This is a genomic window from Bacillus sp. JAS24-2 (genome assembly GCF_008274905.1).
GTDB lineage: Bacteria > Bacillota > Bacilli > Bacillales > Bacillaceae_G > Bacillus_A > Bacillus_A cereus.
This window is the reverse complement of the sequence record NZ_CP031068.1, coordinates 1,882,639-1,908,296: the sequence shown is the minus strand read 5'-3', so window position 1 is coordinate 1,908,296 and position 25,658 is coordinate 1,882,639. Positions and strand designations below refer to the sequence as shown.

Below are 25,658 nucleotides of genomic sequence, written 5' to 3'. Positions count from 1 at the left end.
AAATACATTCATCTTTGCGTAACTATATTCAGATAATATTATCTCTACATTAATTACCGTACATAATCAGAATGCTTTTGATAGTTCAAATAGCCTTCTTTCTCCTCAAAAGCTCTAAATATTCTTCTCTCTTTCACTTAAGCATATCCCTCATACTCCCTGAAACTCCACTCACTTAGTAAAAACGTTACTGTCATCACAATTGTATCGAGATAATATAGCTCTTTAATTTTATCTTCAGAAAGGTGATAACCTCCCATCGACAATATGCTAGGAGGTTATTACAGTTATTTAAAATTTGTTTTTTATTTTAATGGATTCGATTTTTGCAAATAATAATGTTGTTTAATTTGAGGAGCAAACATTAAAAACCTACTGCTTAATAACTCGTAATTAAGTCTTCACCCTCATATCTAGGGTCTTTCTCAACTTTACCATCTTTTGTTTTGATGACTTTTAGTCTACCTAACCACTCTGCTCCGTTATATGTCTCTTCACTTACCCATACATTATGCTTTTTACCATCTACCTCAACTACTAATGTGGGGTGTGTAAACATGAATTCCTTCTCTACATGCCTACCTACAATTTCTGCATGTAATGATGTACCTTCTTCAACTAGTTTACTATTTTGATACCCTTCGATAATAGGTAATCCAATAAATACAAAGAATATCAGTCCAAATACGATTACTTTCTTCTTTGTACTCCATTTATTCTTTTCTTTCAATTCCTTCTGTCTCGCTTCTCTTTCTTCGCGTTCATCCAAACTCTCATTTAAAGCATCTTCCCATGCCTTAACTTCCGCTTCGATTTCTGCTTCAGCTCTTGCTAGTTTTTCTAGTTGTTCATCGGTTGCTACCATCTCATATGAGTTATCTCCAACCAAACGAATTTCAGTACCATTTTCTTTTACTTTTCGCAAGTCTTTTTCTGTACAATTAAACTCTCGAATGATTTCCCCTTGTGTGTTTACCAATCTAACGTAAATGTTTTTTTTTCTCCTTCTTCTTAAACATCTGAACTCCCCCTTATTTGTTTCCTATCATAGATAACCCTATTGCAATTAAGAGAAAGAAAACGATAATAAGGAAAGTCTTCCCTTTGCTTACTTGTGTTGTACAACCTTCCAAGACAGCCCATATAAGAATTGGAAAAAGAAGAATACCTAGGAGAATATCGACCAACTTGTTGCTACTCTTCTTTAGCGGTTTTTCTTCTACTATCGATTTTATCTGAACAGATTCTTTTCTTATTTGTTTCGGTTTCTTTTTCTTGCGTCTATGATTCACCCAACATACTCCTTTTAGAATAACTTTTTCCTAACTATAAAAATACCGAAATATCCCCATTTTCATCGTACAGTATAAAATGATTTATTTCTTCACAGATAGATTTTCACCATAAAAAACAGTCTATGACTATTATTTACAAATATTATTTCAGCTTTTGCTCTTTTTCTCTTATTCTTTTTCTATTCGCTATAAATTCTTGAACTGCACCCCAATTGTTAGACACAGTCTAACAATTGGAGGTGCAGTTTTTCTATGGCTAAATTTACAGCTGATGAAAAAATACAAATCGTTCTACGTTATTTGAACGGGAATGAAAGTTATCGAGAAATGGGTAGATCGCTCGGTATAAGTGACACAATCATTTTGAATTGGGTAAACCAATATAAACAGAATGGTCTGGAAGCTTTTCTAAAACGATGTACAAATTACACACAACAATTTAAACTAGACGTACTAAACTTTATGATTGAAAACGGTATGTCCTTATTTGAGACGGCAGCTATTTTTAATATTCCTGCCCCTTCAACGGTTTCTGTTTGGAAAAAACAGCTCGAAACACAAGGAATTGATGCCCTTCAATCTAAGAAAAAGGGGCGTCCATCCATGAAAAAAGATTCAAATAAACAATTAAAACAACCTTTAGCTGAAGGGTCAGTCGAAGCACTTGAAGCACGCATTAAACAGCTTGAGATGGAAAATGAGTACTTAAAAAAGTTAAATGCCTTAGTTCAAAACAAGGAAAAATCACAAAACAAGACAAAGCGCAAGTAGTCTATGAATTAAGGCATAAATATTCGGTGAAGGCACTTGTGGAGCTAGCTACTATTCCTCGAAGCACATATTATGATTTAGTAAAGAAAATGAATCGTCCAGATGTAGATGCCGATTTGAAAGCTGAGATTAAAGCGATTTATGAGGAAAATGAAGGTCGTTATGGTTACCGTCGCATTCGTGATGAATTAACGAATCGTGGCCAGAAAGTGAACCACAAGAAGGTTCAGCGCATTATGAAAGAGCTTGAGTTAAAGTGTGTCGTGCGTATGAAGAAATATAAATCCTATAAAGGAAAAGTCGGTAGAATCGCACCTAATATTTTAGAGCGTAATTTTCATACAGATGCACCGAATCAAAAGTGGGTAACAGACATCACAGAGTTTAAATTGTTTGGAGAAAAACTGTATGTATCACCTGTATTAGATTTGTATAATGGTGAAATTATTACCTATACAATTGGTTCTAGACCGACGTATTCGCTTGTTTCAGACATGTTAGAGAAAGCATTGGAACGTTTACCTGAAACCCACCAGCTACTGATGCATTCGGATCAAGGATGGCATTATCAAATGAGACAGTACGTCCGGACACTTGAATCAAGAGCTATCGTCCAGAGTATGTCTCGAAAAGGCAACTGTTACGACAACGCAGTAATAGAAAATTTCTTTGGGATTATGAAGTCGGAGTTCCTCTACATAAAAGAATTTGAAAATGTAGAGCACTTTAAAATAGAATTAGAAAAATATATAGATTATTATAATATGAAACGGATTAAGGCAAAATTAAAAATGAGCCCGGTACAATACCGGACTCACTTTTATCAAGCTGCCTAATGAAATAACCGTGTCTAACTTTTAGGGGTCACTTCATCTTGGCGCTCTTTTTCATATTGTTCCCACGTAATATTAGATATTTAGATTCTTATTCAATCAAAAATAGACTTTCCTCTTTCCATTTTGGAAGAGGAAAGTCTATTTATTTCCAAATATATTATAGCCTTTGTTTTATTAATAATTGTTACTTATTATTTTCAGCCTTGTTCTTTATCGTTTTTACAAATTCATTTCGCCATATTTTAAAATTATGAGCAAAATTTCCTTCAATAGAATTTTTATACCCTTCAAATTTCACTTCTGATATATCAAAGTCATTGAATAATTTATATGTCTCTCCCGTCAAACCTACTGGGTGTAATACCCCACCATAGTCATAGAAAGTGTCTTCATCGAGAAGTATTCCTCTTGTAGTAATTACATACTCTACATCTTTTTCTTCCTCAGTACTCAACCTCACTACACTTCCTAAAGGCAAAACTTTCTCCATATAATCTTTCATATTAATTCACCGATCCTTTTAACACGATAATTTTCTCTTCTATTTTTTGTCGCCTTTTTTCTAATTGGCGGATACGATCAATAAAAGCATCACGTGTTTTACCTTGTAAACTATTATCAATACTATTTTCTAATCTTCTAATATCTCCGGTCAAAGATACAGCTGCTTTTTCAAGTTGCATAACAACATTAATAATTTGATCTCGCCCACCACTGTCCGGAAATGTACTATGAACCCTCGACATTATCATATGTAAATCCATCCTCATACCCCCTTCCTTAACATTTATCAATAATAAGAAACTGAAGCTAACTCTTCATCTTTTGCTATCATAGAAATTACCGCATCTGTTACATCTTGACTTAACTCTTTTAAATCATTTGAAAGTTCGTTCACATCTCTAGAAATCTCTACTAATAATGAACGATTTAACCCTCTACTACCATCATTCATAAAATAGTTTAATAATGATTGGCGATGGCTTCTTACATAATCTCCAGCAATTGAAGCAATATTTGTATCAATTTCAAAGTCACCTTTAAATACATCTAAAATATCTTGAACAAGAGAAGATGCTACTTCTTTTGCAATTGCTATAATTTCATCACGGGATAAATAAAGAATGATGCATCCTACTAAAAAATCTACAGCTGCGTTAAATACTGATTCTAACACTTCAAGTACCTTTTCCTTACATTTTGCTAATTTATTCTCTATCCAATCCACAGCCGCATTCACCTGATTTCTAACTTCTTGTATAACTTCCTTACTAAATTTCAAAGCTTTTTTTCCTGTTTCTACACCTATACTTGCTATTTTTGTTGCTAGAGCACTAGTATCTCCCACTACTGTTATTGCAACTAGAATTGCACTGACTGGGGTTCCATTTACCACTAAATCCACTACAACTTCTTCTGTTGTACTTAATGTTTTTTTTCCAGTGATTCCTTTATATAGGTCCCCAGCAGATTCTGATATTTCTAAAAAACCAAATTTCCAATCAAATCCTGTTTCGCTAACCTTTTTCAATTTATCTATTGCTACATTCCCATTCCCAGAATAAAATTTTGGATCATATAAAAAAGAATGCCCTTCCCCATTTTCCATTTTATAAACCTGTCCAGGTATTACAAAATCTGCGGCTTTAATGGCGCCATACAAAGGATCATATTCATTTATAAGACTGCGGCAATTTTTCATATTGGTCCCGTATCCGTACTTAACCACATCTTTATTTAAAACAGGCGCAGGATTTAAAGCTAATACGTTTATATTATCTTCTTGATGTCTTAATGCAACTGTATTCGCTGCTCCGCCACCTAAAGAGTGCCCTAGTAAAGTTATCTTCTTTCCTTTATTATCCGCTTTGACTTTTTCATAAAATCTTTCCGCTTGACTATACTGAAACTCCGCTAATGACCCAAATATAGGTGAATTAGTTAAATTATGCAGTCCAATTGCTCCATCGGTTGCTAAATCGCCTATTTGACTCGGTTGCGTTCCAACGTAAACTATAAAAATTTCACCTGTATGGTTGTCTTTTAGAGCGTATGCCCCAAAACCAGTCTGAGGATGTTGATCATCCTCTGCTATTAGTTCGGCATCAAAGTTATCTTCTAGTCTTTTCTTATTTTTTCCTGAGTCTGGATTACTATAATCATCTTCTTTTTCATTAAAAGCATAAATATCAGCTGCTGCTAATCTTAATTTTCCTACATCACTGTTTATTTTAAATCTTTGGAGATCATTTGTACTATTCCCCACACTTATTCCCTCCTATTTTATACATTACCTATTATTCATATATTGTCTTTCATACTCCTCATATTTGTTTTTAGAATTTTCATTATTATCTTCTTTAGTATTTAAATAGATTGCTATTTTTTGATCATGTCTTATTAATTGACCTTCTTTATTCTTTTTTTCATACCCCATCGTTATGCTTATCGTAGTGAATTCCATAGGATTTTCTTTTGTATCTTTTGCCGAATTAAATTCCAATAATAATATTGCTTCATCAAATTTATCATAGTCCACCTTTAACTTATCATTAATTATTTCTTGAAATTCCGATTCAGTTAAGTAATATGTTACCTTGGATGGTTCACTAAATCTTTTTTTATCTTTTTTGGGTTTTAAACTATCTATTCCCTTCAATCTATCAAATATAAAATGAACATTCGAAACATCCAAACTTTGATCTGGACTTTTCAATTGATTATCTTCATATTTAATACTAGTTCTATATATAGTTTCTTCTTTTTTTTGCTCATTATTTAATGAACTAGCAATTTCTTGTAAAGTTGTCCCATAGAACCTTTTTTCTTTGATATTGTATACCGCTCCTGTCGTTTGATATACGACGTTAATGCGTTTATCATTTTCCGCCCAAAACGTACTATCCCTAACCTCTTCTTTCACATACGCATACCCATCATCACTCGCAGACATAACTGTCTTCATATCCCCTTCATCCAACGCCTTTACTAATCTCTCATACTCTATCTTTGTCTCTCCAAAACCACATCCACTTAATAAACTTGCCACTATTGACACGACTATCATCACCTTAGCTTTCTTCTTTAATTTCATACTGTCACCTCGTTAGTTACTCTAGGCATTTTTAGTTTCATTATGTTCCCTTTTTGATAGTAATACACTTCATCTTTACCTAATGGCGCTTCGTTGCTTATATATTTTATGTTGAAGATACTTTGATCATTTAATGGCATTGCGATAATTGCTGCTGTTAGCTTACTTCTCATTTTCATAGGTAGAGCTTCACGATTTCGGTCCATGTAGTCGTGGTGACCTGCTAATACAAAGTAAATGCCCACTGTACGAGATAGATCAATTAAAGTTGCTGCATCTTCCATTTCTAAATAAACAAATTTACTAAACTCTTCAACATTTGTCATGATAATGAGTTGTTTTGTGAATGCAGGAATTTCTCTACCTTCTTGTCTTGCTTGTGCTAATTCAAGAGCTCGTTCACGAATTACTTCCATCCAATACTTTGCATGCATATTTATTTCATTTTCGTCTACAATGTAGTGCGTCACATCGTCTTTATATTGAACGAAACTATACTCTGCTGTATCCACCAACGTCACACTTTCAAAATAATCTTTATTCAATTGAGATAGGATACTAGATACAATTTGTTTTCTCATACTATCATCTACACTATAAATCATTAAATGATCATTCACTGCAATATCATGAGCTACAACTTCTACGTTTGCAAAATCAAGCCCCATTGGAATTCTTGCTGCTTGTAGAGCTTTTGTAACGTCTTTATTTTTACGATAAGTAGCAATATCAATAATTTCTGGCATCATTGGAATTGCCTTCGGACGTTCTCCATCCCATTCTCGGTCCATATCATTTGCTTCTTGTTGTAATAATTGAATTTGTTGTAGTTCATCTTCTGCTTTCGTAGGCAATGCAGCCTGGAATAATGTAGGAGATTCTAGTTTTATTAACGCTCTTCCTGCTGTTTCTTCCACTTTTATATCAGATCTCCCTACAATACTAGCTACTTCACTTTGATCAATCATATATAGGCAAGTTTGGATTTTAATATTATTGTACAATTGAATTCTAAGTGCATTTTGTCGCCCTGCACTAATTAAGGTATGAATTCCTAAACTTGCACCATCTCGGACAATTTGCATAATTAGCATTTCAAAGCTTTCATAGAACTTCGCTTCTTTTACTGCATCATAATTGTCGATTGCAATAATAATATGTGGTATTTCTTTCCCACTTGCCTTTTCATACATTTCAATACTCGCAACGTCATATTCACTTAATAATCGTTTACGATTTTTCATTTCTTGAGTTAATCTTTCTACAAACTTTAAGCATTTTTCTGATTCGTCAATTGTAATCGTATCCGCTACATGAGGTAATCCTTTTAAAGGTAGAAGACCATTTGTTCCAAGGTCCACTAAATACACATGCAAATGCTCCGGACTATGCTGACGAGCTACATCCATAATGACTGATTGTAAGAATGTTGATTTTCCGTAGCCTGGGCTTGAGAAGATCGCTACGTGTCCGTCTTTACTAATATCTAGTGTTAATGGTGTTTGTGATTGTAATTCAGGCTGATCTAGTAGACCAATTGTTGCTTTTAATGGTTTCTTTTCTTTCGTCCATGCTTCTTTGAACTGAATAGCATGTAAGTCTTGTAAATATACGCTTTCTGGAAGTGGTGGTAACCACGGTCTAGCTAACGCTTCAATTTCATTTACTTCTGCGTAATCGTGAATGTAGTCAATAACAGCATCCAGTTCAGATGGTACGCTTATTACTTCTTTACTGCTACCAAGTCCACTTAAGTCTTCACTTAATATTTCATATTGTCCTAGATCATTTATTGCATAGATTGTTGCGTCTAAATGTTCTTTATCCTCTTTGTTTTCTACATAGTCTGCTCCGCTCCAGGCTGATTGGAATAGTTCATAAATTTCATTATTCCCAACTTGTAAGTAAGCACGTCCTGGTAATGTAATTTCAGCGGCATCTGGCGTTTTTAAGATTTCATTACTATCTGACGTATTTTGAACTTTTAGTGCTAGTTTGAATTTCGAGTTACTCCAAATTTGATCATCTACAACACCACTTGGTTTTTGCGTAGCTAATATTAAATGGATCCCAAGTGAACGACCGATACGCGCTGTTGAAACTAACTCTTTCATAAATTCTGGTTGTTCTGACTTCAATTCCGCGAATTCATCACTAATTAAAAATAGATGCGGCATCGGCTCACTTACTAAGCCTTCTTTATACAGTTTTTGATACTGATTAATATGGTTTACATCATTTTCACCAAATAATCGTTGTCTTTTCTGTAATTCAGCTTTAATTGATGCGAGCGCTCTCATACTTTGTGCTCCATCTAAGTTCGTAATTGTTCCTAATAAATGCGGTAAGTTTTTGAATAAATTCGCCATACCGCCGCCTTTATAGTCAATTAGTAAAAAGGCTACTTCGTACGGATGGAAATTAACTGCTAGAGATAAAATGTACGATTGTATAATTTCTGATTTACCTGAACCGGTTGTACCTGCTATTAATCCGTGTGGTCCGTGTGCTTTTTCGTGTAAGTTTAAGTTTACGATATCTTCTTTCCCACGTAATCCAAGTGGTACAGCTAAAGATTTATGCGCTGCATTTTTCTCCCAACGACTTGTGATATTCAGTTCTTTTACTTTTTCAACGCCGTACATTTCTAAAAATGTTACGCTTTCTGGAATACTATTTTTTAAGTTTTGCAAATGATTTAATGGTGCTAATGCCCGTGAAATATCTTCTAAATTGAACCCTTTCGGTACGTGATTTAGTTTAAATTGACGGTTAACAAGCTCTCCTTGCTCTAAGATGATGTTCCCTTGTTTTGCATCTCTTATATCTATTACCGTTTTCACATGCTCCGGTAAACTTTGCATAACATCTTGTACAAATACAAGTGATACACCTAATTGACTCGGATCATCATTAAAGAATTCCATAACAACATGGTCTAATATTAGTTTTTCATCTGTAATGAGAACGACATAGTGCGGTGCAAAGTACATTTTTTCATTAGTAGAACTTTTTTCATCTAGTTTTAATTTTCGTTCTTTCAATATTTGATACAAACTATTTAACACTTGATCACGGCTACGATCATGGTATACAAATCCACGTACATTTATATCGCGAACACTTCCATGAGGTAACCAGCGCATCCAATCCCATTTTTCTTTTTCTTCTTCCGGAAAAATAGTAATAAACTGCAAGTCATAATAACTATGGAATAAAGCCGTTTGTGCAACTAATAATTGTAATTGCTCTAACACTAAAGAGCGTTGGCCAATATAACCGACTGGTCCATTCATTAAATCTGTTACAACTGGTACATCTTCCAATGATAGATAACGCTGTCTTAGTTCACGTGCTATATCGATTAATTCATCTTTCGTTTGACTAAATTCTTCTTCATTAAATTGAATTTCAAAACTCGTATTAGCTTGTCCTGTTCCAACGCTAAATGTTAAGAAATCATGATGTAACATTGTTTTTTCATAAATTCTAGGATTTACTTGAACTGCCATATTACGTATTACTTCTACATTTGGATTGTGATAATGTAATGCGTGACGCTGTTTTTCACTTTCTGCATGTAAATCTTTCGTTTTTTGTTTTATATACTCTCTATAGCTTTTATCTCGTTCAACAATGTCGACTTTATATTGCTTCAAATTTTTAATATACGATGTGACAGAAACAATGATTGTTACTAATGTCATCGCAATCGATGCGATAATAAACATTCCATATTTCATGAAAATAGCAAGTAATACAGTTACGACAATCATGACAAGTGAAGGTGCAATGATTCTTGCTAAATGCTCCGTTGGTTTTGATGGCATACTTGAAGGCTTTGCAATTGTCATTTTCTCTTCTGGTTCACGGTAAATAATACGTGGTGAACGATGATAGTCTGGATAACCACTTTGATAATTCGTTTCTGATTCTACTAAAATAGGTAACGCAGATTTCACTTTATCTTCTGAAGAAAGTACTTGAATGTCTTCACTACCAATCTCCAATAAAATACCATCAAAATATAATACGTCTCCTGATTCCAACATAACGCTATCTTTTAACTTCGTATAATTATGAAATACATCCCCGCCATACACGTTCACTTTAAAAGAATCGTACAACGTTTCGCGAGATAGCATTAAATCTACACTAGTCCCGGTAATAGAAATATCATCGTAATCGTTTTGACTCACTGTAAGAGAATGTTTCGTTCCAATATCAAACACTTTAGTTGTGCCAACAATAGATATAAAGATTTTCAAGCTCACATCTCTTGTTTTCCCAATCTCAATTTCCTTATTGAATTCTATTAATTGATCCTGTACCATCCAAGCATTTACTTCATTATTCCACTTTAACTCTACTTCTTGTTCTAAACTTGGATTCGTAATATCATTTGTCCACTCTTTTCCAATCGACACTATTGATTGCTCATTTGGATGTAATGTGCACTTATATATTTTGTCTCCATAAGTCAATACTAATAGTTGCTCCATCCGTGTTCACTGCTCCTTTTCAACTGTCTCATCAATTGCTTACTCTTTTTTCTCTGTGTCCGACAAATTTTTATCGTTTGATGAATTGCCATATTTCTTTTTATATTCATCTAATTGTTGCTCATATGTTTTTAACTTTTGATCACGTTCTTCCCCTGATAAATCTGGATTATTTTTCAGTGATTCAATTTGTTTAACAAGGCCGTACATAATAAGCTGAGGATCATCAAGTGTCTTAGCTAAATCTAATGATTTATCAAAATTACCTTTTCCGTTATACATCCAATACAGCAAATACTTTTCATCACTTTTCAAACTAATATTTTTCATAATTGATTTCTTTTGAGCTTCACCTAGTTTTTCAGCTGTAATGTATGCAAATGCTAACTCATATTTAGATGCAATCGGTAATGATTCAAACTCCTCTTCATTCAATTGCGTAATGACTTTGTCATAATCAGTTGCTATAAAACTTGCATTTGCTTCTAACAATTTATTTTGGTAAGGAAATTTTATAAAAGTGAAATATATTAAAGGAGCAGCTAAAATAACTGTCGCCGCTATGAAGGAAAAAGCTAAGTATTTAAACGATTTATAGCTTTTTTTAGGTACTAACTGCATATTTTTTTCTGTTTTTGTTTGTTCCTTCTCAAAGCTGTCATCAAGAAACTGCAGTAATGCATCTAAGCTTTCCATTTGAGCAACGGTCTGTTCAAATGTTGTTTCTTTTGCATCTTTTAGTAACCCAGCATACAAATCATCAAAGTTATGTTTTTGGGAGAATAAAGCAATAATTAGACACTTATATTGTGTTAAAAATTGCTCTTCTAATAACGGGGTTGGCGGAACAATATCTCGAATTCCTCTATGTATAATACTTGGTATTAAATTAGCATTAAAAACTATATTGTCTGGATGTAAAAAGAACGTGATTCGTTTATTTAAATATTTACGAAACTGCGCAACATTCCGAAGTAGTCTTAATTTCTCATTTCTTCCAAAACGGCTAAGATCGTCCCACTTATATAATTTTTTATCTACTTGATATAGAAACGTAAACATATCATCCGTTTCTTCTATTGTTAATGGTACAAATTCAGATGATTCGCCCGTAATTATATCGAATTGACGGAAGTCTTTTATACGTGTTTGAGATTTGGTCATCTCCAATTTCCAATTTTCTTTTTCTATTTGAAATTGATAGTTCATTGCATCAATTTGAATTATTTTTTCCGTCATGTTTATCCTCTTCTCCTTTTCTTTATAACCCGTAATAACTTATTTTCAAATAACTAAAAGTAAAAAATATTCTTTATAAAACTTGCAAAATATCTCCATCTGTTATTTGGTGATCAATTAAACGATCATTATCTGTTAAAACAATTGACTTATTTTTCACTTTAATTACAAAATGTGAACCTTCATGATTATCAATCTTTAGCGTATCTAATAAGTTTTTTAATAAATATTTAATAGATTGATGATTCGGAATACGCAAATCATATGTATTTCCATTCCATTTACTAAAATCTACTGTCACATTGATATGTGTTTGTATTGCCATCGCTTTACCTCCAACTTTTACGAAGAACTGTATAAATACCGATGCAAATAAGTAGAATGCCGCCGCCAAATAATAATATTATTGTTATACTAATTGGCTCTTCATTCATTGTTTCATTACTCGCTACTTCATCTGCACTTTTTCTGACAATGTATTCACTGCTAAACAAACTATTTTTCGTATCTTTAACACTATTATTCTCTTTTGTTTTTGTAAAAAGAGAATCTCGCAAAGCTTCCATATCTTTTTGTTCTTTCTTTTTCTTTTTCTCAATTTCTTCCTCAATATCTTTGTTAAATAACTCAATCGATGCTTTATCTAATTCTGTTTCTTTATGTTCCTTTTTATTTTTTTCTTGGTCGCTTTCTTCAAGTCGATCCACTTTAAACTTAATCTTCCCATCATCACCAAGATAACTGTCAGCCGCGCTCCTTATCGGTAGCGCGACAAACAGTAAAAGGATAGAGAGAAATGATAACTTAGCCACTATGCTCCATTGTTTGATCATTTACTTCTTTTTCCTCCCATTTCTTATGCCATACAAATAGATTACTAACCAATCCAATAATGGCAATTACAAACAATACGACAAAAATAACTTTCCCAGTATCTTTACCACTAATAAAATCATTTAGAAAACTTTCTATATACTGAAGCGGTGAGAATTGACGTATCTTTCCGACAGACGACATTTGATCTACTTTACTTCCAACTGCCTCAGTTAAAAATAGGTACATGCTTAAAAATACTAATAGTATAAACATTCCTACCATTTTTATTTGTCGTAATAAGTAGGTTGAGACCAATACAAACGCCATCATAATAAATGTGATGAACGCAATCCATAGTAAACTTTGATCCTGACCGAACTTTAAAAGACGCCCAGAAATGATACCTATACTAATCCCTTCCACAATTGATATACCGAAAGCTACTACTGTAGTTGGTACATTCATATCAATTAATGAGAATTTCTCTTCAAAATGATCTGATTGCATTCGTTTCTTTTCTTGATTCGCAATTGCGTATGCTGTAAATAATGCAACAATGAAACAAGTTAATACAATTAAGTACGGTGTAAAAGCATTTCCTGCTACAATTACTCCATCATTTTGCTTTTGAACTGGACTAGCTAAAAAGTTATATAGCATCTCATTTTGACGATCTCCAATACGGCTATTCGCTAAAATTTTCGTAAAGTTTTTGGAGAATGATTTATCATCTTCCATTTTCTTCGTAAAGTCATTTAATAATAGATCAGCTTTTGAAACAATTGTCGTTCCGCTGTCTTGAATTTCTTTTGCTTGTCCATTAATTTGATCAAATGTTTTATATACATCGTCTGAAGTTGCTAAACTATGCTTCGAACTTTCGACCAATGACTGACTTTGCATCATTAATGATTTAATACCAGAATCTAACGATAAAATAGCTGTTTGCTCACCAGCATGATTTGTTGTTAATACTTGCTGCTCTTCAACTAGCTTTAAGCTATTCTCACGCCATTTCGCTAAACCTTTTAAATACTCTCCTAAATTTTCATTCATACTAGTTGCTTGTTGCGTCGTTCCATTTAATTTCTCCGCTAGTAGCATAGAATTTTGATCCGCACTAGTAATAGATTGTTGATAAGAGTTTATTTTTTGTTTTAAACCTGACATATCTTGCTTTATTTCTGTAGTAATACTTGATGAAACAAGATTTGAAATTAAATCAATTAAACTTTGTTTATTTAATACGTAGTACAAAGATTGATCCGTCGCAATTGCATCTAAACTTCCCTCTTCTAACTTAGGACCTACATCTTTCGTTCTTAAATCAATCCCATAATACATTTCGTAAAGGCTCATTAAACCTTGATAACTTTCGACTGTATCTACTGCTTCTTTTATTAATACACTAGATATATTTTTTGTTAATACTTCTGCTTTTTGATGTACTACTTGATTCGTTGTACTTTCAGTAACTTTACCGTTATCTGTTCCCGTTTCGCCTCCTGGATTTCCTCCGGTCCCGTTGTCTGTTCCCGTTCCGCCTCCTGGGTTTCCTCCGGTTCCGTTGTCTGTTCCCGTTCCGCCTCCTGGGTTTCCTCCGGTTCCGTTGTCTGTTCCCGTTCCGCCTCCTGGGTTTCCTCCGGTTCCGTTATCTTTCCCTGTTCCGCCTCCTTGGCTTCCTTCATTATTGCCTGTTGTGTTTTCCATTTTTTTGATAATAGGCGTTTTAGCATTGTGTACTAACGGCATTATGCCATACTGTGATTTATGAACCACATTTTCCACCTTGCTATTTTCCGTTTGTGTTCCTTTATCTTCTTTGTTAGGTTTTTCTTTTTCAGGACTAGTTTCTTTTTTATGAGTCCCACTCAATTCCCACTGCCACATTACAGGAGAGAAAACATCTATATTGATGTTTGGATCTTTTAACTTCACATGCAGATCAATCTTTATATCCCCTTCATTACGAGGAGCTATTGTAATTTCTCCTGCTTCGCTTTGAAGAAAATCACTTGTACGATCCTCACCATCAATATGTAAGAATCCTGTACTTCCATCTAGTTTAAATTCTTCTGGAATCTTTATCTTCAAAATTTGCGGAGATTCCATTTTAATTACTTTCGCAGTATCACTAAATGTAATTCCCTCTGTATAAAGTCTATCCTTTACTTCTTTAATAGCGTTTCCTAAAGATATTTTATTTACAGGATCATAATAAAAATTATTTTCTTTATTATATTTTTTTGTAAATTGAATTACATTTTGCAGTTGTAATTTCGTTGTATCTGGCAAATCACTTTGACCGATTTCTTCCATGTTTAAACTAGGTAATTTCGCAATTAAATTCTCGATTTGTTTCTTTATTCGAGCATCTGGTTGTTTCATTAATGTATTTATGAAGATTTCTTGCTTTCCATCATTCGACATAGATTGCTTTAACTTCTTAATTACCGTCTCTTGAATATCACTTTCTAACTTTCCTGCAAGTTCTGTATCATATTCAGACACTTGTTTTTTTACATCTGCTAAATATTTTTGAATCGCTGCAGCATCAGTTAAAATATTCGGTTCTTTCTCTGAAAACGTAAATTGATTTGAAATAATTTTATTAGCGGATTCCAATGCACTTAATTGCTTTAAAGCATCGCCTGTATTCATATCATTCATATATTGATTGAATTGATTTGTGAAATTATTCGCTAACAAATTGTTATCAGTTTGCATTTTTTGAAAGTTATTAAAACCATCTAAATACGTACTGTTAGATTTATTCCCTTCATCTAACGCTTGACCGAAACCTTTTAAAACATCCTGAAATCCTTTGAAACTATTAACAGAAACACCTGTATAATCCTGTACTGTTTTAAATTGATTTGTGTAATTTGCTAACGGACTATGTATATCTTTTTTATACATAGTTGTTTGAACGTTTCCTTTTTCAATTATTTTACCTATATTATCTTGTGCACCTTGTAGCTTACCGATAATACTCGCAAAATAAACGTCAATTATTTGCTTATTGAAATCTTCTAAAATAACAGAAGCTGTATTTTCTGCCTCAGCTTTCAAATCCTTATTCCCAGTTGCATTTACTTTGTAGTTTAACGTTAATTTCTCTGGAATCTCTGAATCAATCGCAACTGCCTTCCTAGAAAAATCATTTGGAATAACAATCATCATATTGTAATTATTATTTTTTAATCCATTTTCCGCTACCCCGCGACTAACTACGTACCATTCTTGTTTCGTATTTTTATTTACATTTTTAACAAATTGATCTCCAAACGCTATTTTATTGCCCTCAAATACAGTGCCCTGATCTTCATTTACCAACGCAACTGTCATTTTTGGTGTAGTATTCTCATTAGCTTTCTTAACATTTTGATTTAATGCTAAATAGGAGACCCCTGTCGATAGTACAAGAGCTAAAATAATAAACAACAAGATGCTCCATTTGAACTTTTTCACTACTTATCACTCCTGCGACTGCGAGTCTATCTAATGAAAGACTTCGTATCTTACTCTAGTTTTAAAGTAATTTAGCCATACAACGTATGGTTGCATGGCTAAATTATATATTTCTTTTTATCTGTCTTATTGTAGACCGAAATTACGAGAAAGATCTTCGTCATGTCTAGCAACAGCTTCTGCAGTTTTATTAAGCTGCATATTAATTTCTTGTAATAGCTGTGCGAAGTTTTGTACTTTTGGCTTTAATTGATTGAACTGTTGGTCAAAACCTTCGAAAGCACGACCTTCCCATTCTCCTCTTAATTCATTTTGTAAGTTTTGTAGTTGACGTAAAATGTCCTCAATTTGATTTGCACCTTGTCCATATCGAGTCGCTTTCGATTTAAGCTCCTCTGGTGACATACGAATTTGTCCTGCCATTATTAAATCCCCCTTAAAATTAAAAAATAGTAAAATTAACCAATAATCAATTCTACAAATTGATTATATCAATAATTTAAAAATTTCTAAACAAAAAAATGATATTTTTCCAAAATTTCTCTTTTACTATAATAACGATATATTGTATAATACTAATTTACTTGTTTTTTAAGCACACTCTATAAATCGACTATAAAATAAAGGCAAACCATCTATTTTATACTTTATCGCTTTAAATTCCAGCGATAAAGTAGCCACTAAATCATTGTTTTCTCCCATTCAGAATATAATACTCACTTCAAAGTCATAATTACCTGCCTTTCAACAAACCCAAACTCTTCGTACATCTCTTTTGCAAAATTCCCAGCAAATACATTCAACCGAATTTCTAAATACTTCTCCTTTAATTCCTTAATACCAGCTTCCATCAGTTCTCGCGATAATCCTCTCCCGCGATATTCTGGGAAAACGTACAATTCATATATAAATCCAAGTTTTTCACGAGAAAAATAGTCTGTATTTTCCCCTATTAATATCCATCCCATTACTTTATTTTTTTCTTTAACGATTAAATAGTATGCTCCTTTTTCTACAATCGGCTTTGTAATTTCAATCGCTTTCTCGGTACTTAATTGACAATTGCCTCTCGTCCCTTCAAAAAGCGATTGAGCCGCACATTTTAATATTTCATTGGTATCTTCTTGATTCGCCTTAATTATCATTTTTACAACTCCCCTTGAATAATAGGCATTACTATCGCTTGTTCAAGATTCTCCGCTTCCATAACAATTGCTGTTAATCCGTGTTCTGTACTTGTTTCATGGAGCTCTCCCTTTTCCCAAAACACAGCTTGTCCCGCCTCTATCTTTATCTTTTCTTTATTTACCCCACATACATATCCAGCTCCTTCCACAATAAGAAGCAGTTGAGATACAACTGCTTCATGATTACCGATGATTCCATTCTCGTGTAAATGCATAGCACCGATATGTATATTTCCTCGATGGTTTACTATTTTCGACATGATGAAATTAGATTGAAATACTGATAGGTGCTTTCCTACTTTTTCACTAAAATCAAAAATTTTCATTACTAGTTCTCCTTATACGTATAAAACCATCCTTACTGTCTGCATCATATGTCCTTCAAAGTCTTCTTCAAATTGCTCTAATTCAGCAAAACCTTTCGCTTCATAAAAGCGTTTTCCTTTTTCATTTGCTGCTTCTACATGTATGTACAATTTCCGTATCCCATTTAATGCTTTAATTCCTTTTTGTAATAAAGCACTTCCGATCCCTTTTCCTTGCTGATCTGGTAACAAATAAATCGCACCTAATTCCGCTTCATTTTGTAGTCTAACAGGTGAAAAGTTCGCAAACCCTATTACTTCTCCTTCTTCTTCCGCAACGAATAAATGCGTATTTTTAAGACGATATTTCATTTTTTCATCAGAATATGCCTCGTCTAAAAAACTGTCTTGAATTTCTCTTGGAATAATGCCTTCATATGTATCATGCCAAGCTATTTTTGCTACTGATTGTACAGCATGAATGTCTTCTTGCTTCATTTCTCTAATTATATATGTCATCTCGATGTCTCCATTCTCTTTAAATTATATTCTGCTAATATACTAGAAGAAACGGCAAAACCATTTTCATAATTCACCTTAATTAATTTTAATTTCTCAATTGAAGCTGTTGCAAAATCAAACTTTCCATAAATATATTCCATTACACTTAAAAACTGCTTTGTATGTAATCTATTTGCAATTGTACAATGCGGAACCCATTTTCCCGGTACGTAATATGAATTTGGGTTGTCATGAAAAGTTTTAAAATAATCATGATAAGAATAATGAAGTTTTAACAATTCATCGGTAACGGTCGGCGCTAGAAAGACCGTTCCATTAGTAGGAAAAATTCCAACAGAAAGAAAAGTTACTGCGTCCATATTTTCTTGAATAGCTACAAACTCCCCTAGTTTCTCAGTATACAAATGAACATCTAACTCATTATAATCCGCAATCGTTATATGAGGTTCTACTCCAGCTAGTTGATTTGTTCCAATTACATTTGTTAATTCATTTTGCAGTTCTGTAATTTTATTAGTAAACACACGATCAAATGTAGCAATAATAGCGTACAATCTTTCTCACCCCTTCGTTACACATAGCGCTTCCCATTCTTCACGAATCATGCCCATTCGAATAGAATCATAGTATGTTCCGTTATAATAACGACACTTTCGCATTCTACCTTCTAAGCTCATTCCTATTTTCTCCGCTACTTTCATCATTCGTTCATTACCAGACCAAGTCGTGAGCCCTACTCTACCAATTTCCATCTTTTCAAATAATAAATCTCGATATAACGTTAACGCTTCTGTACCGTAGCCACCATTCCAGTAAGTTGGATTATAAATAACAATTCCCATCTCCAACCAACGCGTCGGTTTATGCTCCCAATAAAATCCGACCGTCCCTATAATTTGACCGTTATTTTCTATAATTAAATTTGACAGTGGTTCTTCTTGCAAACGAGTTTGCATCTTTTCCTTATAGGATGAGTATTCTTGCATTGAAAACGGAAAATACGGTGCATCCCATTTTTTCCATTCTGGATTTTCTTCTTTAAACACGAGATTCCATAATGTTTTTATATCTGATTCTTCAATTGTACGAATTGTTACTTTATCCCCTTTTACTATTACGCTATTCATAATTTCCTCCTACACTCCTCTTTATTTCATATATAATTATAATATTTTTTCTGAAAAATCAAAACAAATATCATTTATTATATTGTATAATTTTGTTATAAGGTACGAATTATTCATGTAGAAAGCTGGTGATTCAATGAATAAACGATTTAGTATTGCTTTATTTCTTACTATTGTTACGACAAATATTATTCTCTATTTCTTCTTACCATTAAGTATTGTTACGAAATGGAACTTTAATGGAACGCCTACATCAACAATGGATAAAAGCACTTTTGTAATCGTAAATATAATTATATGTTCCTTCTTATTCTTTGTATTTTTAGCTTTATCTAAAGCAGCGAGTAACCAAAAATTTCTCCATTGGATCGGCAACACAATGTTACTATTCTTATTTTTTGTCGATATTGTCATCGCCCTCATCGCTCTTGGCTTTTCACTTCCTCTTGATCATTTCATATTTTTAGCATTAGGGCTTTTATTTATATTAATAGGTTATTTCAGTTCCAAAATTGATACGACTAAATCAACCGTTTCATTAGAATGGAATGATAAGCACCTTGAAAAAAGAGCTTCAAATATTAGTAGTATTTCAATGATGATAGCAGGTATTTTTTTAGCGATACTTCCTTTTATCGTTTCTGCTCCCTATAGAGGTTATGCTATACTAGCAATTCTTTTAGGAATGACGCTTATCATTCTGCCGAGTACGATTTATTTACTTATTAAAGACAGCAAGCAATCTACTCCTATTTCAGCTTAATGTTTTATTTTTCACTTTTTCTATCTCAACTAAAATCCCTTTCTCTATCCAACCCTCTACGCCATCTTTTTTAATTAAATCATATCCTGAACAGCTATCATCAATGAGAGAAACGATATCTCCCTTCCTAACGCTTATTTGCGCACAAGAAATATCGGTTTTCACTGTATATTCACCTGACTTAAGTTGTTTCATATATTCATTTTTTACAGTGAGCACATTATTCGTTTCCTTTTGTTTACATACGGTGTAATCTTGCATCTTCTCGATAGGCTCTATGTAATAATACGGATATGTCACTCCGCCCTGCATTTCTGAATTCGCATTAAAATCCGCTATTACTTCGTACTCTGGAAAATAGTCTACATATGTATAAGAAAACGTATCGCCCGTTTGTTTCCTCTGAATAATAAATACGTTTAATTGCCCTGCTTCTTTAATTGCATTTCCTCCATCAATTGCAATAATTTTTTTCTCCTTATCAATAACTGGATTATTAGACGGTGCTTCTTCAGAATAGTTCACGACAGGCCAATGACCGACTATTACATACTTATTTGCTTTATGTGATTGATTGAAAAACTCCGGCATTGCTATCGCATTTTTGCGCTCAGTTTCTTTCCAATCTACTCTATCTTCTAGACCGGCATGCACAAAAATATAATCTTCTGTTTCAATCGCTGTTGGCAACTCTGTTAGCCAATATAGTTCTTGTGAAAATTCACTTAACAATGCTTCTTTCACTTCACGAATTGAAGTGCCCTCATGAACTGAAAAACCCAATTGCTCTAGCCATTCATTAAAAATTGAATGCTTCCTCGTACATAAATAATTAATAAGACCAGGATTTTCATTTAGAAGAGCATCAACTAAAACTTCACAATTCCCTTCAACAACGTGAACCTTTGAATTGTTCTTTACAAGATTCATAACGTAGTTTACTACGCCTACGCTATCTCGTCCTTTCTCGCAAAGATCTCCATTAATAATTAAATAATCTTCATCTTTAAAGTTAACTTTATGTAGTGCTTCTTTTAAAAGATTTAATTCTCCATGAATATCAGATATGACAATAACTCTAGCATCATTAGGGATTGATAGTTTCTTTATTTTTTTCAAGTATAAGCGCTCCAATCATCCTCTTTATTAAATTAAAACAATTCGACAAAATACACTATATAACCTTTTCAAATACATATACCATAACTTACAACCTATTTACGGTTCAATAATAACTTAAAAAATAAGAAGAAGCTGTTCCCAACTTTTGCGGGACAACTTCTTCTTATTTTTTATAATTCTTTATGAAAAGAATAACTCACCTTATCATACCCTTCTCTTTCATAAAAACGATGAGCATCAATTCTTGAAAATGCTGACGTGAGGACAATAGACTCACATTCGTTTTCCTTTCCCCAGTTCTCTATATACGAAAGTAATACTTTCCCATGTCCTTTTGAACGATGTGCTTCTGCTGTTACAAGGTCATATACGAAAACGTGTTTCTTATTATAAAAGTTCGTACAAATCGCTACACCTGCAAGGCTAACAACTTCACCATTCTCATTACGCAGCGAAAATAGTTTATAATTTTCTTCTTTCATATTTCGAAATAAAGAGCTTGTTTCCTCTTTTGAAAGTTTCGTTCTTAATTGCTGTAAAACAGGTAATACTTCATGTAATTGCTCTTCTGTTACTACTTCTTTAACATTCATTTTTAACTCTCCCTTAACTATTTAAATAATTTTCTAAATGTTATATCATTATTATAGAAAGTAACTGCCCTTTACTTAAGTGGCAGTTTAAGTGTTTTTTATAAGGCCAGTTTTAAAGGAGAGTTTTATATGGATTTTACTATCCCATTGCAATTACAAAGTAACACACCTATTTACTTGCAAATTTACGAATATATAAAAGCTGAAATTATACAAGGGACTATTCCTGTTGGCACACGTCTACCCTCACACAGAAATTTAGCATCACAACTTAATATTAGCCGCATTACTGTTGAATCAGCTTATCAACAATTATTAGCTGAAGGTTATGCAGAAAGTAAACCGAAACGTGGTATTTTTGTAGCAAATTTCGATATTGACGTTATCCCAAATAAAAAACGAAATGCAGAAAAGAAGACGAGCAATTTGATAGACGAAAAATTTGAATATGATTGTAGCCAAGGACTTATTGATCAAAATGCATTTCCGATTACAAATTGGAAACGAGCATTACAAGAATCCATACTTACATACGAAAATGCACTATTTGCCAAAGAAGACCCTCAAGGTGAATTCGCTCTTCGAGAGCATATATCAACATATTTATATCATTCTCGCGGTGTCCATTCTTCACCTGATCAAATTGTGATTGGCGCCGGAACGCAGCCACTTCTCTGGCTACTACTTCAACTGCTTGGCCCTACAAAAGAATACGGCATTGAAAACCCTGGATTTCACCGTATACACGCAATCATTAAAAGCTGTGATAGACAAATTCATCCCATACCATTGGATGAAAAAGGGATTGATATTTCTAGTTTATACAATACAAATTCCAATGTCGCATACGTTACACCATCACACCAATTTCCACTCGGGATTATTATGCCTTTATCTAGAAGATTAGAATTGTTAAAGTGGGCTAATGATTGCAGCGGATACATTATTGAAGATGACTATGACGGAGAGTTTCGCTACGCTGGTAAGCCGATTCCTTCTTTACAAAGTCTTGATTCAAATGAACGCGTTATTTATATGGGGACTTTCTCAAAATCTTTTTTACCTTCTTTACGAATGGGATATGTTGTTTTACCACCACACCTTTTAAAAACATATCAAGAACTGCATGGAATTTTCAAACAAACAGTCGCTACAATACAACAACTTGCTTTTGCTAACTTTATACAAAGCGGGAATTGGGAACGTCACCTTAATCGGAGTCGTACACTATATAAAAGAAAACATCATGCGTTAGTAAAATCCATTATGAAAGAAATGGGGGCTAATGTTCAAATTCTTGGCGAACAGTCCGGACTTCATATTGTTTTATGTGTCCATAACAGTATGAATGAAAATGAACTGATTGAATCCGCTAAAAAACAAAGCGTTAAATTATACCCACTTTCTCCATATGATTTCGTGAATGATTTACGTAAGGAATCATACGTATTACTCGGCTTTGGTAGTATTCCAGAAAATAAAATTGAAACGTTGGCTACATTATTAAAAGACGCTTGGTTTCCTAGTTGCAAGGAAACTTTTTAACAGTGGATTTAACTTGTAACATGTTAACAATTCAACAAAATAAAAAAGAAGGCTGTTCCAAAATAACTTTTTGGACAGCCTTCTTCTAGTTATTCACCTGACCTAGCTTTCCTTCCCGGACGTTTCACACCAGTCGTTTCTGTTGAATAGGAAGCTTCGATTATAGCGGCTGGATCTACAGAGAGAACGAGATCTTTCATTTTCGGATAAATGAATCGGTTTGTAATGCAATAAATGATTCTCTTATGCTCCCCTAAAAAACCACCTTCTCCATGTAGATACGTAACAGATAGTTGCAATTCTTTCATAAGTAAATCGCCTATTTCTTTATTCTTACCAGAAATAATCATAACGCTCTTACCTTGATTAATACCATCTAATATAAAATCAATCATCTTCGTAACAATATAGAAAATTGCTAATGAGAACATCGCTTGTTCGATTGAAAATAAAATGGCAACAAAGATGAAAATAACTGCATTTACTGCAAGTAAAAATGTACTAATCGGTACATTAAAGTGTTTATTCATCCAAACTGCTAACATTTCCGAACCGTCAATTGCTCCACCCATTTTAACAACAATCCCAACACCAATTCCAAACAGTACTCCACCATAAAGTACAATTAATAACTCAGAAGTCGTAATTGCTGGAAATGGTTTTAAATAAATTAATCCGAGTGTTGTAACTACATTCGCATAAGATGTACGGATAAAAAATTTCTTTCCCATTACTTTTGCAGTAAATAATAAAATTGGGATATTAATTCCTAAGAACACACCATAAAGCGGCAATCCTGCGACTTTATTTGCCATAATAGCAATAGCCGTTACCCCGCCATCTACTAATCCATTAGGTGCTAAAATAAGCTCTAATGAACCTGCTACTATAATTGAGCCAATTGTTAATAATACGTATTCAAATACTTTCTTCATTCATTACCCCCAAAACTTATATATTTTCTTAGTATTATTTTAACGTAATTTTACTACTAATTCAAAGGTATCGATTTATATACACAAAAGTTTCTCCTTTATCGCTATTTTTATGTAACACATGTAACGCGTAATACTAAAAACACACTTACAAATTAAAAGTAAGTGTGTTTTTAACATCTATTTAATCTTTACGTACGGCTTCATTTTTAATTTGAATATTTCCTCAACTGCCCTTTGATATCCACCGGCATTTCTAAGCGACTCTCCCACTTTACGACTATTCTCCTTAAACGTCACATCCTCCATTACTTTCTTTACAGTCTCACGTAACAATTCAGAAGTTAACTCGTTGCGATTAAGTCTTATTCCTGCCCCTACTTCAGTCAATCGTTTTGCAACGAATGGCTGATCTCCTGTTACCGGAATTACAACTAATGGAACACCGTAATATAACGCTTCACTCGAACTATTCATACCACCATGTGTCACGAATACGTCAGCATGCTGTAAAACTTCTAATTGCGGGACATAATTATACAACTTAAAGTTTTTCGGGATATTTTCAAATTGACTTATATTTATCTTCTTACCAACGACTAATACGACTGTCGCATCAACATCTTTAAACGCTTCAAAACATTTTTCATACAAAGCAGGTTGTTCATTAAAAACTGTTCCCATAGAAATGAAAATCACTTTTTCATTTTTTAAATCTTCGGTAGGAAAACTCCCCACTTCTTTTCGAGTAGCAATTGATGGACCTACAAATTTATACGATTCATCAAATACCTCTGAACGTGGCTGATATTCTTTTGAAGTATATACAATCGTAATATCACCAGGATGGTTCATAATATCATACATACTATTACATTTCATTCCATACTGCTTATTCCATCTTTCCATTCCCGCTAAACAAGATTGATATAATGGATCCATTTCATCTACTTGTCTCGCTTCTTGCTCATCATGAAAATTAATGTACTGATTAACAGCAAACGTTGTACAGGATGAAACGCTTGGTAATTGTAAAATATTCGCTATAATACGTCCTACTGGAAAATGATTATCATATATTAAATAATCATATTTTTCCCCTTTTGTTTCTTCTACAATTTGAGTAACAATACGCTCTGATGCTTCAATCATATGAGATAGCATCGTCAAAGGGCTCCCACCTTCATTTACTCGTTCCATAATATTAATTTGAGAGAGAAAATTCTCAAACACTCGGAATTCCGCACCTGTTGCTTCAACCTTCTTTCTATAATCTTCAATACAATAAGAAACAACTGTTTCCCCTCGCTGAATTAACTCACTTACAACAGCTAAAGTCGGATTAATATGACCTTCCCCAGGAAAATTTATTACGAGTACATTTGCCATAACATTCTCTCCTATCCAATTAATATAATAAAATTAACAATTAATTATATTAATTAATTTAAGTCTATTATAAATGAATGCATTCTACTTCTTCATGCTTTTCTCTTCATTTTATTATTGAGAAATATTTTCTATAGTCTACATTA

Annotated in this window: 23 protein-coding genes and 2 pseudogenes; 3 read left to right on the top strand and 22 right to left on the bottom strand. The window is 33.3% G+C overall.

The window, feature by feature from the left end; genetic code table 11:
- Window positions 1–379: 379 nt before the first annotated feature.
- Both DN407_RS10005 and DN407_RS10000 read right to left on the bottom strand, forming a co-directional pair.
- Complete coding sequence (locus DN407_RS10005) at window positions 380–979, bottom strand: hypothetical protein (protein WP_149216206.1); 600 nt, start codon at window positions 977–979, stop codon at window positions 380–382.
- A 52-nt stretch (window positions 980–1,031) separates the two neighbouring features.
- Entirely contained in the window at window positions 1,032–1,292 is a 261-nt protein-coding gene (locus tag DN407_RS10000; protein ID WP_001016553.1) for a hypothetical protein, read from the bottom strand.
- Window positions 1,293–1,547: 255 nt separating this feature from the next.
- Here DN407_RS10000 and DN407_RS09990 point away from each other — a divergent pair.
- A protein-coding gene (locus DN407_RS09990; RefSeq protein ID WP_149215967.1) for an IS3 family transposase occupies window positions 1,548–2,902 on the top strand; the annotation gives its coding sequence in 2 pieces (ribosomal slippage) (window positions 1,548–2,001 and window positions 2,001–2,902; 1,356 coding nt in all).
- 184 nt (window positions 2,903–3,086) lie between these two features.
- Here the strand turns inward: DN407_RS09990 and DN407_RS09985 are convergent.
- The 16 genes and pseudogenes from DN407_RS09985 to DN407_RS09915 all read right to left on the bottom strand — a co-directional run bounded on the left by DN407_RS09985 (window position 3,087) and on the right by DN407_RS09915 (window position 19,165).
- Window positions 3,087–3,404, bottom strand: coding sequence for a DUF4176 domain-containing protein (locus DN407_RS09985; protein WP_000656388.1), 318 nt, complete (start codon window positions 3,402–3,404; stop codon window positions 3,087–3,089).
- Window position 3,405: 1 nt separating this feature from the next.
- Window positions 3,406–3,666, bottom strand: coding sequence for a hypothetical protein (locus DN407_RS09980; RefSeq protein ID WP_000363090.1), 261 nt, complete (start codon window positions 3,664–3,666; stop codon window positions 3,406–3,408).
- Window positions 3,667–3,692: 26 nt separating this feature from the next.
- Entirely contained in the window at window positions 3,693–5,168 is a 1,476-nt protein-coding gene (locus DN407_RS09975) for an alpha/beta hydrolase family protein (RefSeq protein ID WP_061673125.1), read from the bottom strand.
- Window positions 5,169–5,192: 24 nt separating this feature from the next.
- On the bottom strand, window positions 5,193–5,996 hold the full coding sequence (locus DN407_RS09970) for a DUF3952 domain-containing protein (RefSeq protein WP_061673126.1): 804 nt from the start codon (window positions 5,994–5,996) through the stop codon (window positions 5,193–5,195).
- Window positions 5,993–10,222: pseudogene (gene essC, locus DN407_RS09965) on the bottom strand (type VII secretion protein EssC); the annotation flags it as partial. The gene DN407_RS09970 and the pseudogene essC, both read right to left, overlap by 4 nt.
- A pseudogene (locus DN407_RS32920) lies at window positions 10,217–10,498 on the bottom strand (FtsK/SpoIIIE N-terminal domain-containing protein); the annotation flags it as partial. The pseudogenes DN407_RS32920 and essC, both read right to left, overlap by 6 nt.
- Before the next feature lie 39 nt (window positions 10,499–10,537).
- The gene (gene essB, locus DN407_RS09960) at window positions 10,538–11,737 is read right to left on the bottom strand and encodes a type VII secretion protein EssB (protein WP_000136611.1); all 1,200 of its coding nucleotides are present in this window, start codon (window positions 11,735–11,737) and stop codon (window positions 10,538–10,540) included.
- A gap of 73 nt (window positions 11,738–11,810) precedes the next feature.
- The gene (locus DN407_RS09955) at window positions 11,811–12,062 is read right to left on the bottom strand and encodes an EsaB/YukD family protein (RefSeq protein ID WP_001007571.1); all 252 of its coding nucleotides are present in this window, start codon (window positions 12,060–12,062) and stop codon (window positions 11,811–11,813) included.
- 4 nt (window positions 12,063–12,066) lie between these two features.
- The gene (gene essA, locus DN407_RS09950; protein ID WP_000595658.1) at window positions 12,067–12,570 is read right to left on the bottom strand and encodes a type VII secretion protein EssA; all 504 of its coding nucleotides are present in this window, start codon (window positions 12,568–12,570) and stop codon (window positions 12,067–12,069) included.
- Entirely contained in the window at window positions 12,542–16,024 is a 3,483-nt protein-coding gene (gene esaA, locus DN407_RS09945; protein ID WP_149216204.1) for a type VII secretion protein EsaA, read from the bottom strand. The genes essA and esaA overlap by 29 nt, the downstream gene beginning before the upstream one ends.
- Window positions 16,025–16,150: 126 nt before the next feature.
- The gene (locus DN407_RS09940) at window positions 16,151–16,447 is read right to left on the bottom strand and encodes a WXG100 family type VII secretion target (protein WP_000918601.1); all 297 of its coding nucleotides are present in this window, start codon (window positions 16,445–16,447) and stop codon (window positions 16,151–16,153) included.
- A 293-nt stretch (window positions 16,448–16,740) separates the two neighbouring features.
- Window positions 16,741–17,169, bottom strand: a complete 429-nt coding sequence (locus DN407_RS09935) for a GNAT family N-acetyltransferase (RefSeq protein ID WP_000584232.1) — start codon at window positions 17,167–17,169, stop codon at window positions 16,741–16,743.
- Between the two features lie 2 nt (window positions 17,170–17,171).
- Entirely contained in the window at window positions 17,172–17,537 is a 366-nt protein-coding gene (locus DN407_RS09930; RefSeq protein ID WP_000688082.1) for a cupin domain-containing protein, read from the bottom strand.
- A gap of 12 nt (window positions 17,538–17,549) precedes the next feature.
- A complete protein-coding gene (locus tag DN407_RS09925) occupies window positions 17,550–18,035 on the bottom strand; it encodes a GNAT family N-acetyltransferase (RefSeq protein WP_000221048.1) in 486 nt (161 codons plus the stop codon).
- Window positions 18,032–18,592, bottom strand: coding sequence for a 2'-5' RNA ligase family protein (locus DN407_RS09920; protein ID WP_000270885.1), 561 nt, complete (start codon window positions 18,590–18,592; stop codon window positions 18,032–18,034). Before DN407_RS09920 ends, DN407_RS09925 begins: the two co-directional genes overlap by 4 nt.
- A 6-nt stretch (window positions 18,593–18,598) precedes the next feature.
- Window positions 18,599–19,165, bottom strand: coding sequence for a GNAT family N-acetyltransferase (locus DN407_RS09915; RefSeq protein ID WP_084064600.1), 567 nt, complete (start codon window positions 19,163–19,165; stop codon window positions 18,599–18,601).
- A gap of 136 nt (window positions 19,166–19,301) precedes the next feature.
- Between DN407_RS09915 and DN407_RS09910 the strand changes: the two genes are divergently transcribed.
- The gene (locus DN407_RS09910; RefSeq protein WP_149216203.1) at window positions 19,302–19,928 is read left to right on the top strand and encodes a DUF1648 domain-containing protein; all 627 of its coding nucleotides are present in this window, start codon (window positions 19,302–19,304) and stop codon (window positions 19,926–19,928) included.
- Here DN407_RS09910 and DN407_RS09905 read toward each other — a convergent pair.
- Window positions 19,920–21,047, bottom strand: coding sequence for a metallophosphoesterase (locus DN407_RS09905; RefSeq protein WP_000721385.1), 1,128 nt, complete (start codon window positions 21,045–21,047; stop codon window positions 19,920–19,922). The two genes, DN407_RS09910 and DN407_RS09905, sit on opposite strands and share 9 nt — an antisense overlap.
- A gap of 173 nt (window positions 21,048–21,220) precedes the next feature.
- Entirely contained in the window at window positions 21,221–21,643 is a 423-nt protein-coding gene (locus DN407_RS09900) for a GNAT family N-acetyltransferase (RefSeq protein ID WP_058840366.1), read from the bottom strand.
- A gap of 129 nt (window positions 21,644–21,772) precedes the next feature.
- On the opposite strand from DN407_RS09900, the gene pdxR reads away from it, so the two are divergent.
- Entirely contained in the window at window positions 21,773–23,188 is a 1,416-nt protein-coding gene (gene pdxR / locus DN407_RS09895) for a MocR-like pyridoxine biosynthesis transcription factor PdxR (protein ID WP_149216202.1), read from the top strand.
- An 89-nt stretch (window positions 23,189–23,277) separates the two neighbouring features.
- Here the strand turns inward: pdxR and DN407_RS09890 are convergent, their stop codons facing one another.
- Together DN407_RS09890 and DN407_RS09885 are read right to left on the bottom strand one after the other, a co-directional pair.
- Window positions 23,278–24,123, bottom strand: coding sequence for a YitT family protein (locus DN407_RS09890; RefSeq protein WP_000755125.1), 846 nt, complete (start codon window positions 24,121–24,123; stop codon window positions 23,278–23,280).
- 180 nt (window positions 24,124–24,303) lie between these two features.
- Window positions 24,304–25,512, bottom strand: coding sequence for a macrolide family glycosyltransferase (locus tag DN407_RS09885; RefSeq protein WP_098435056.1), 1,209 nt, complete (start codon window positions 25,510–25,512; stop codon window positions 24,304–24,306).
- Window positions 25,513–25,658: the final 146 nt, after the last annotated feature.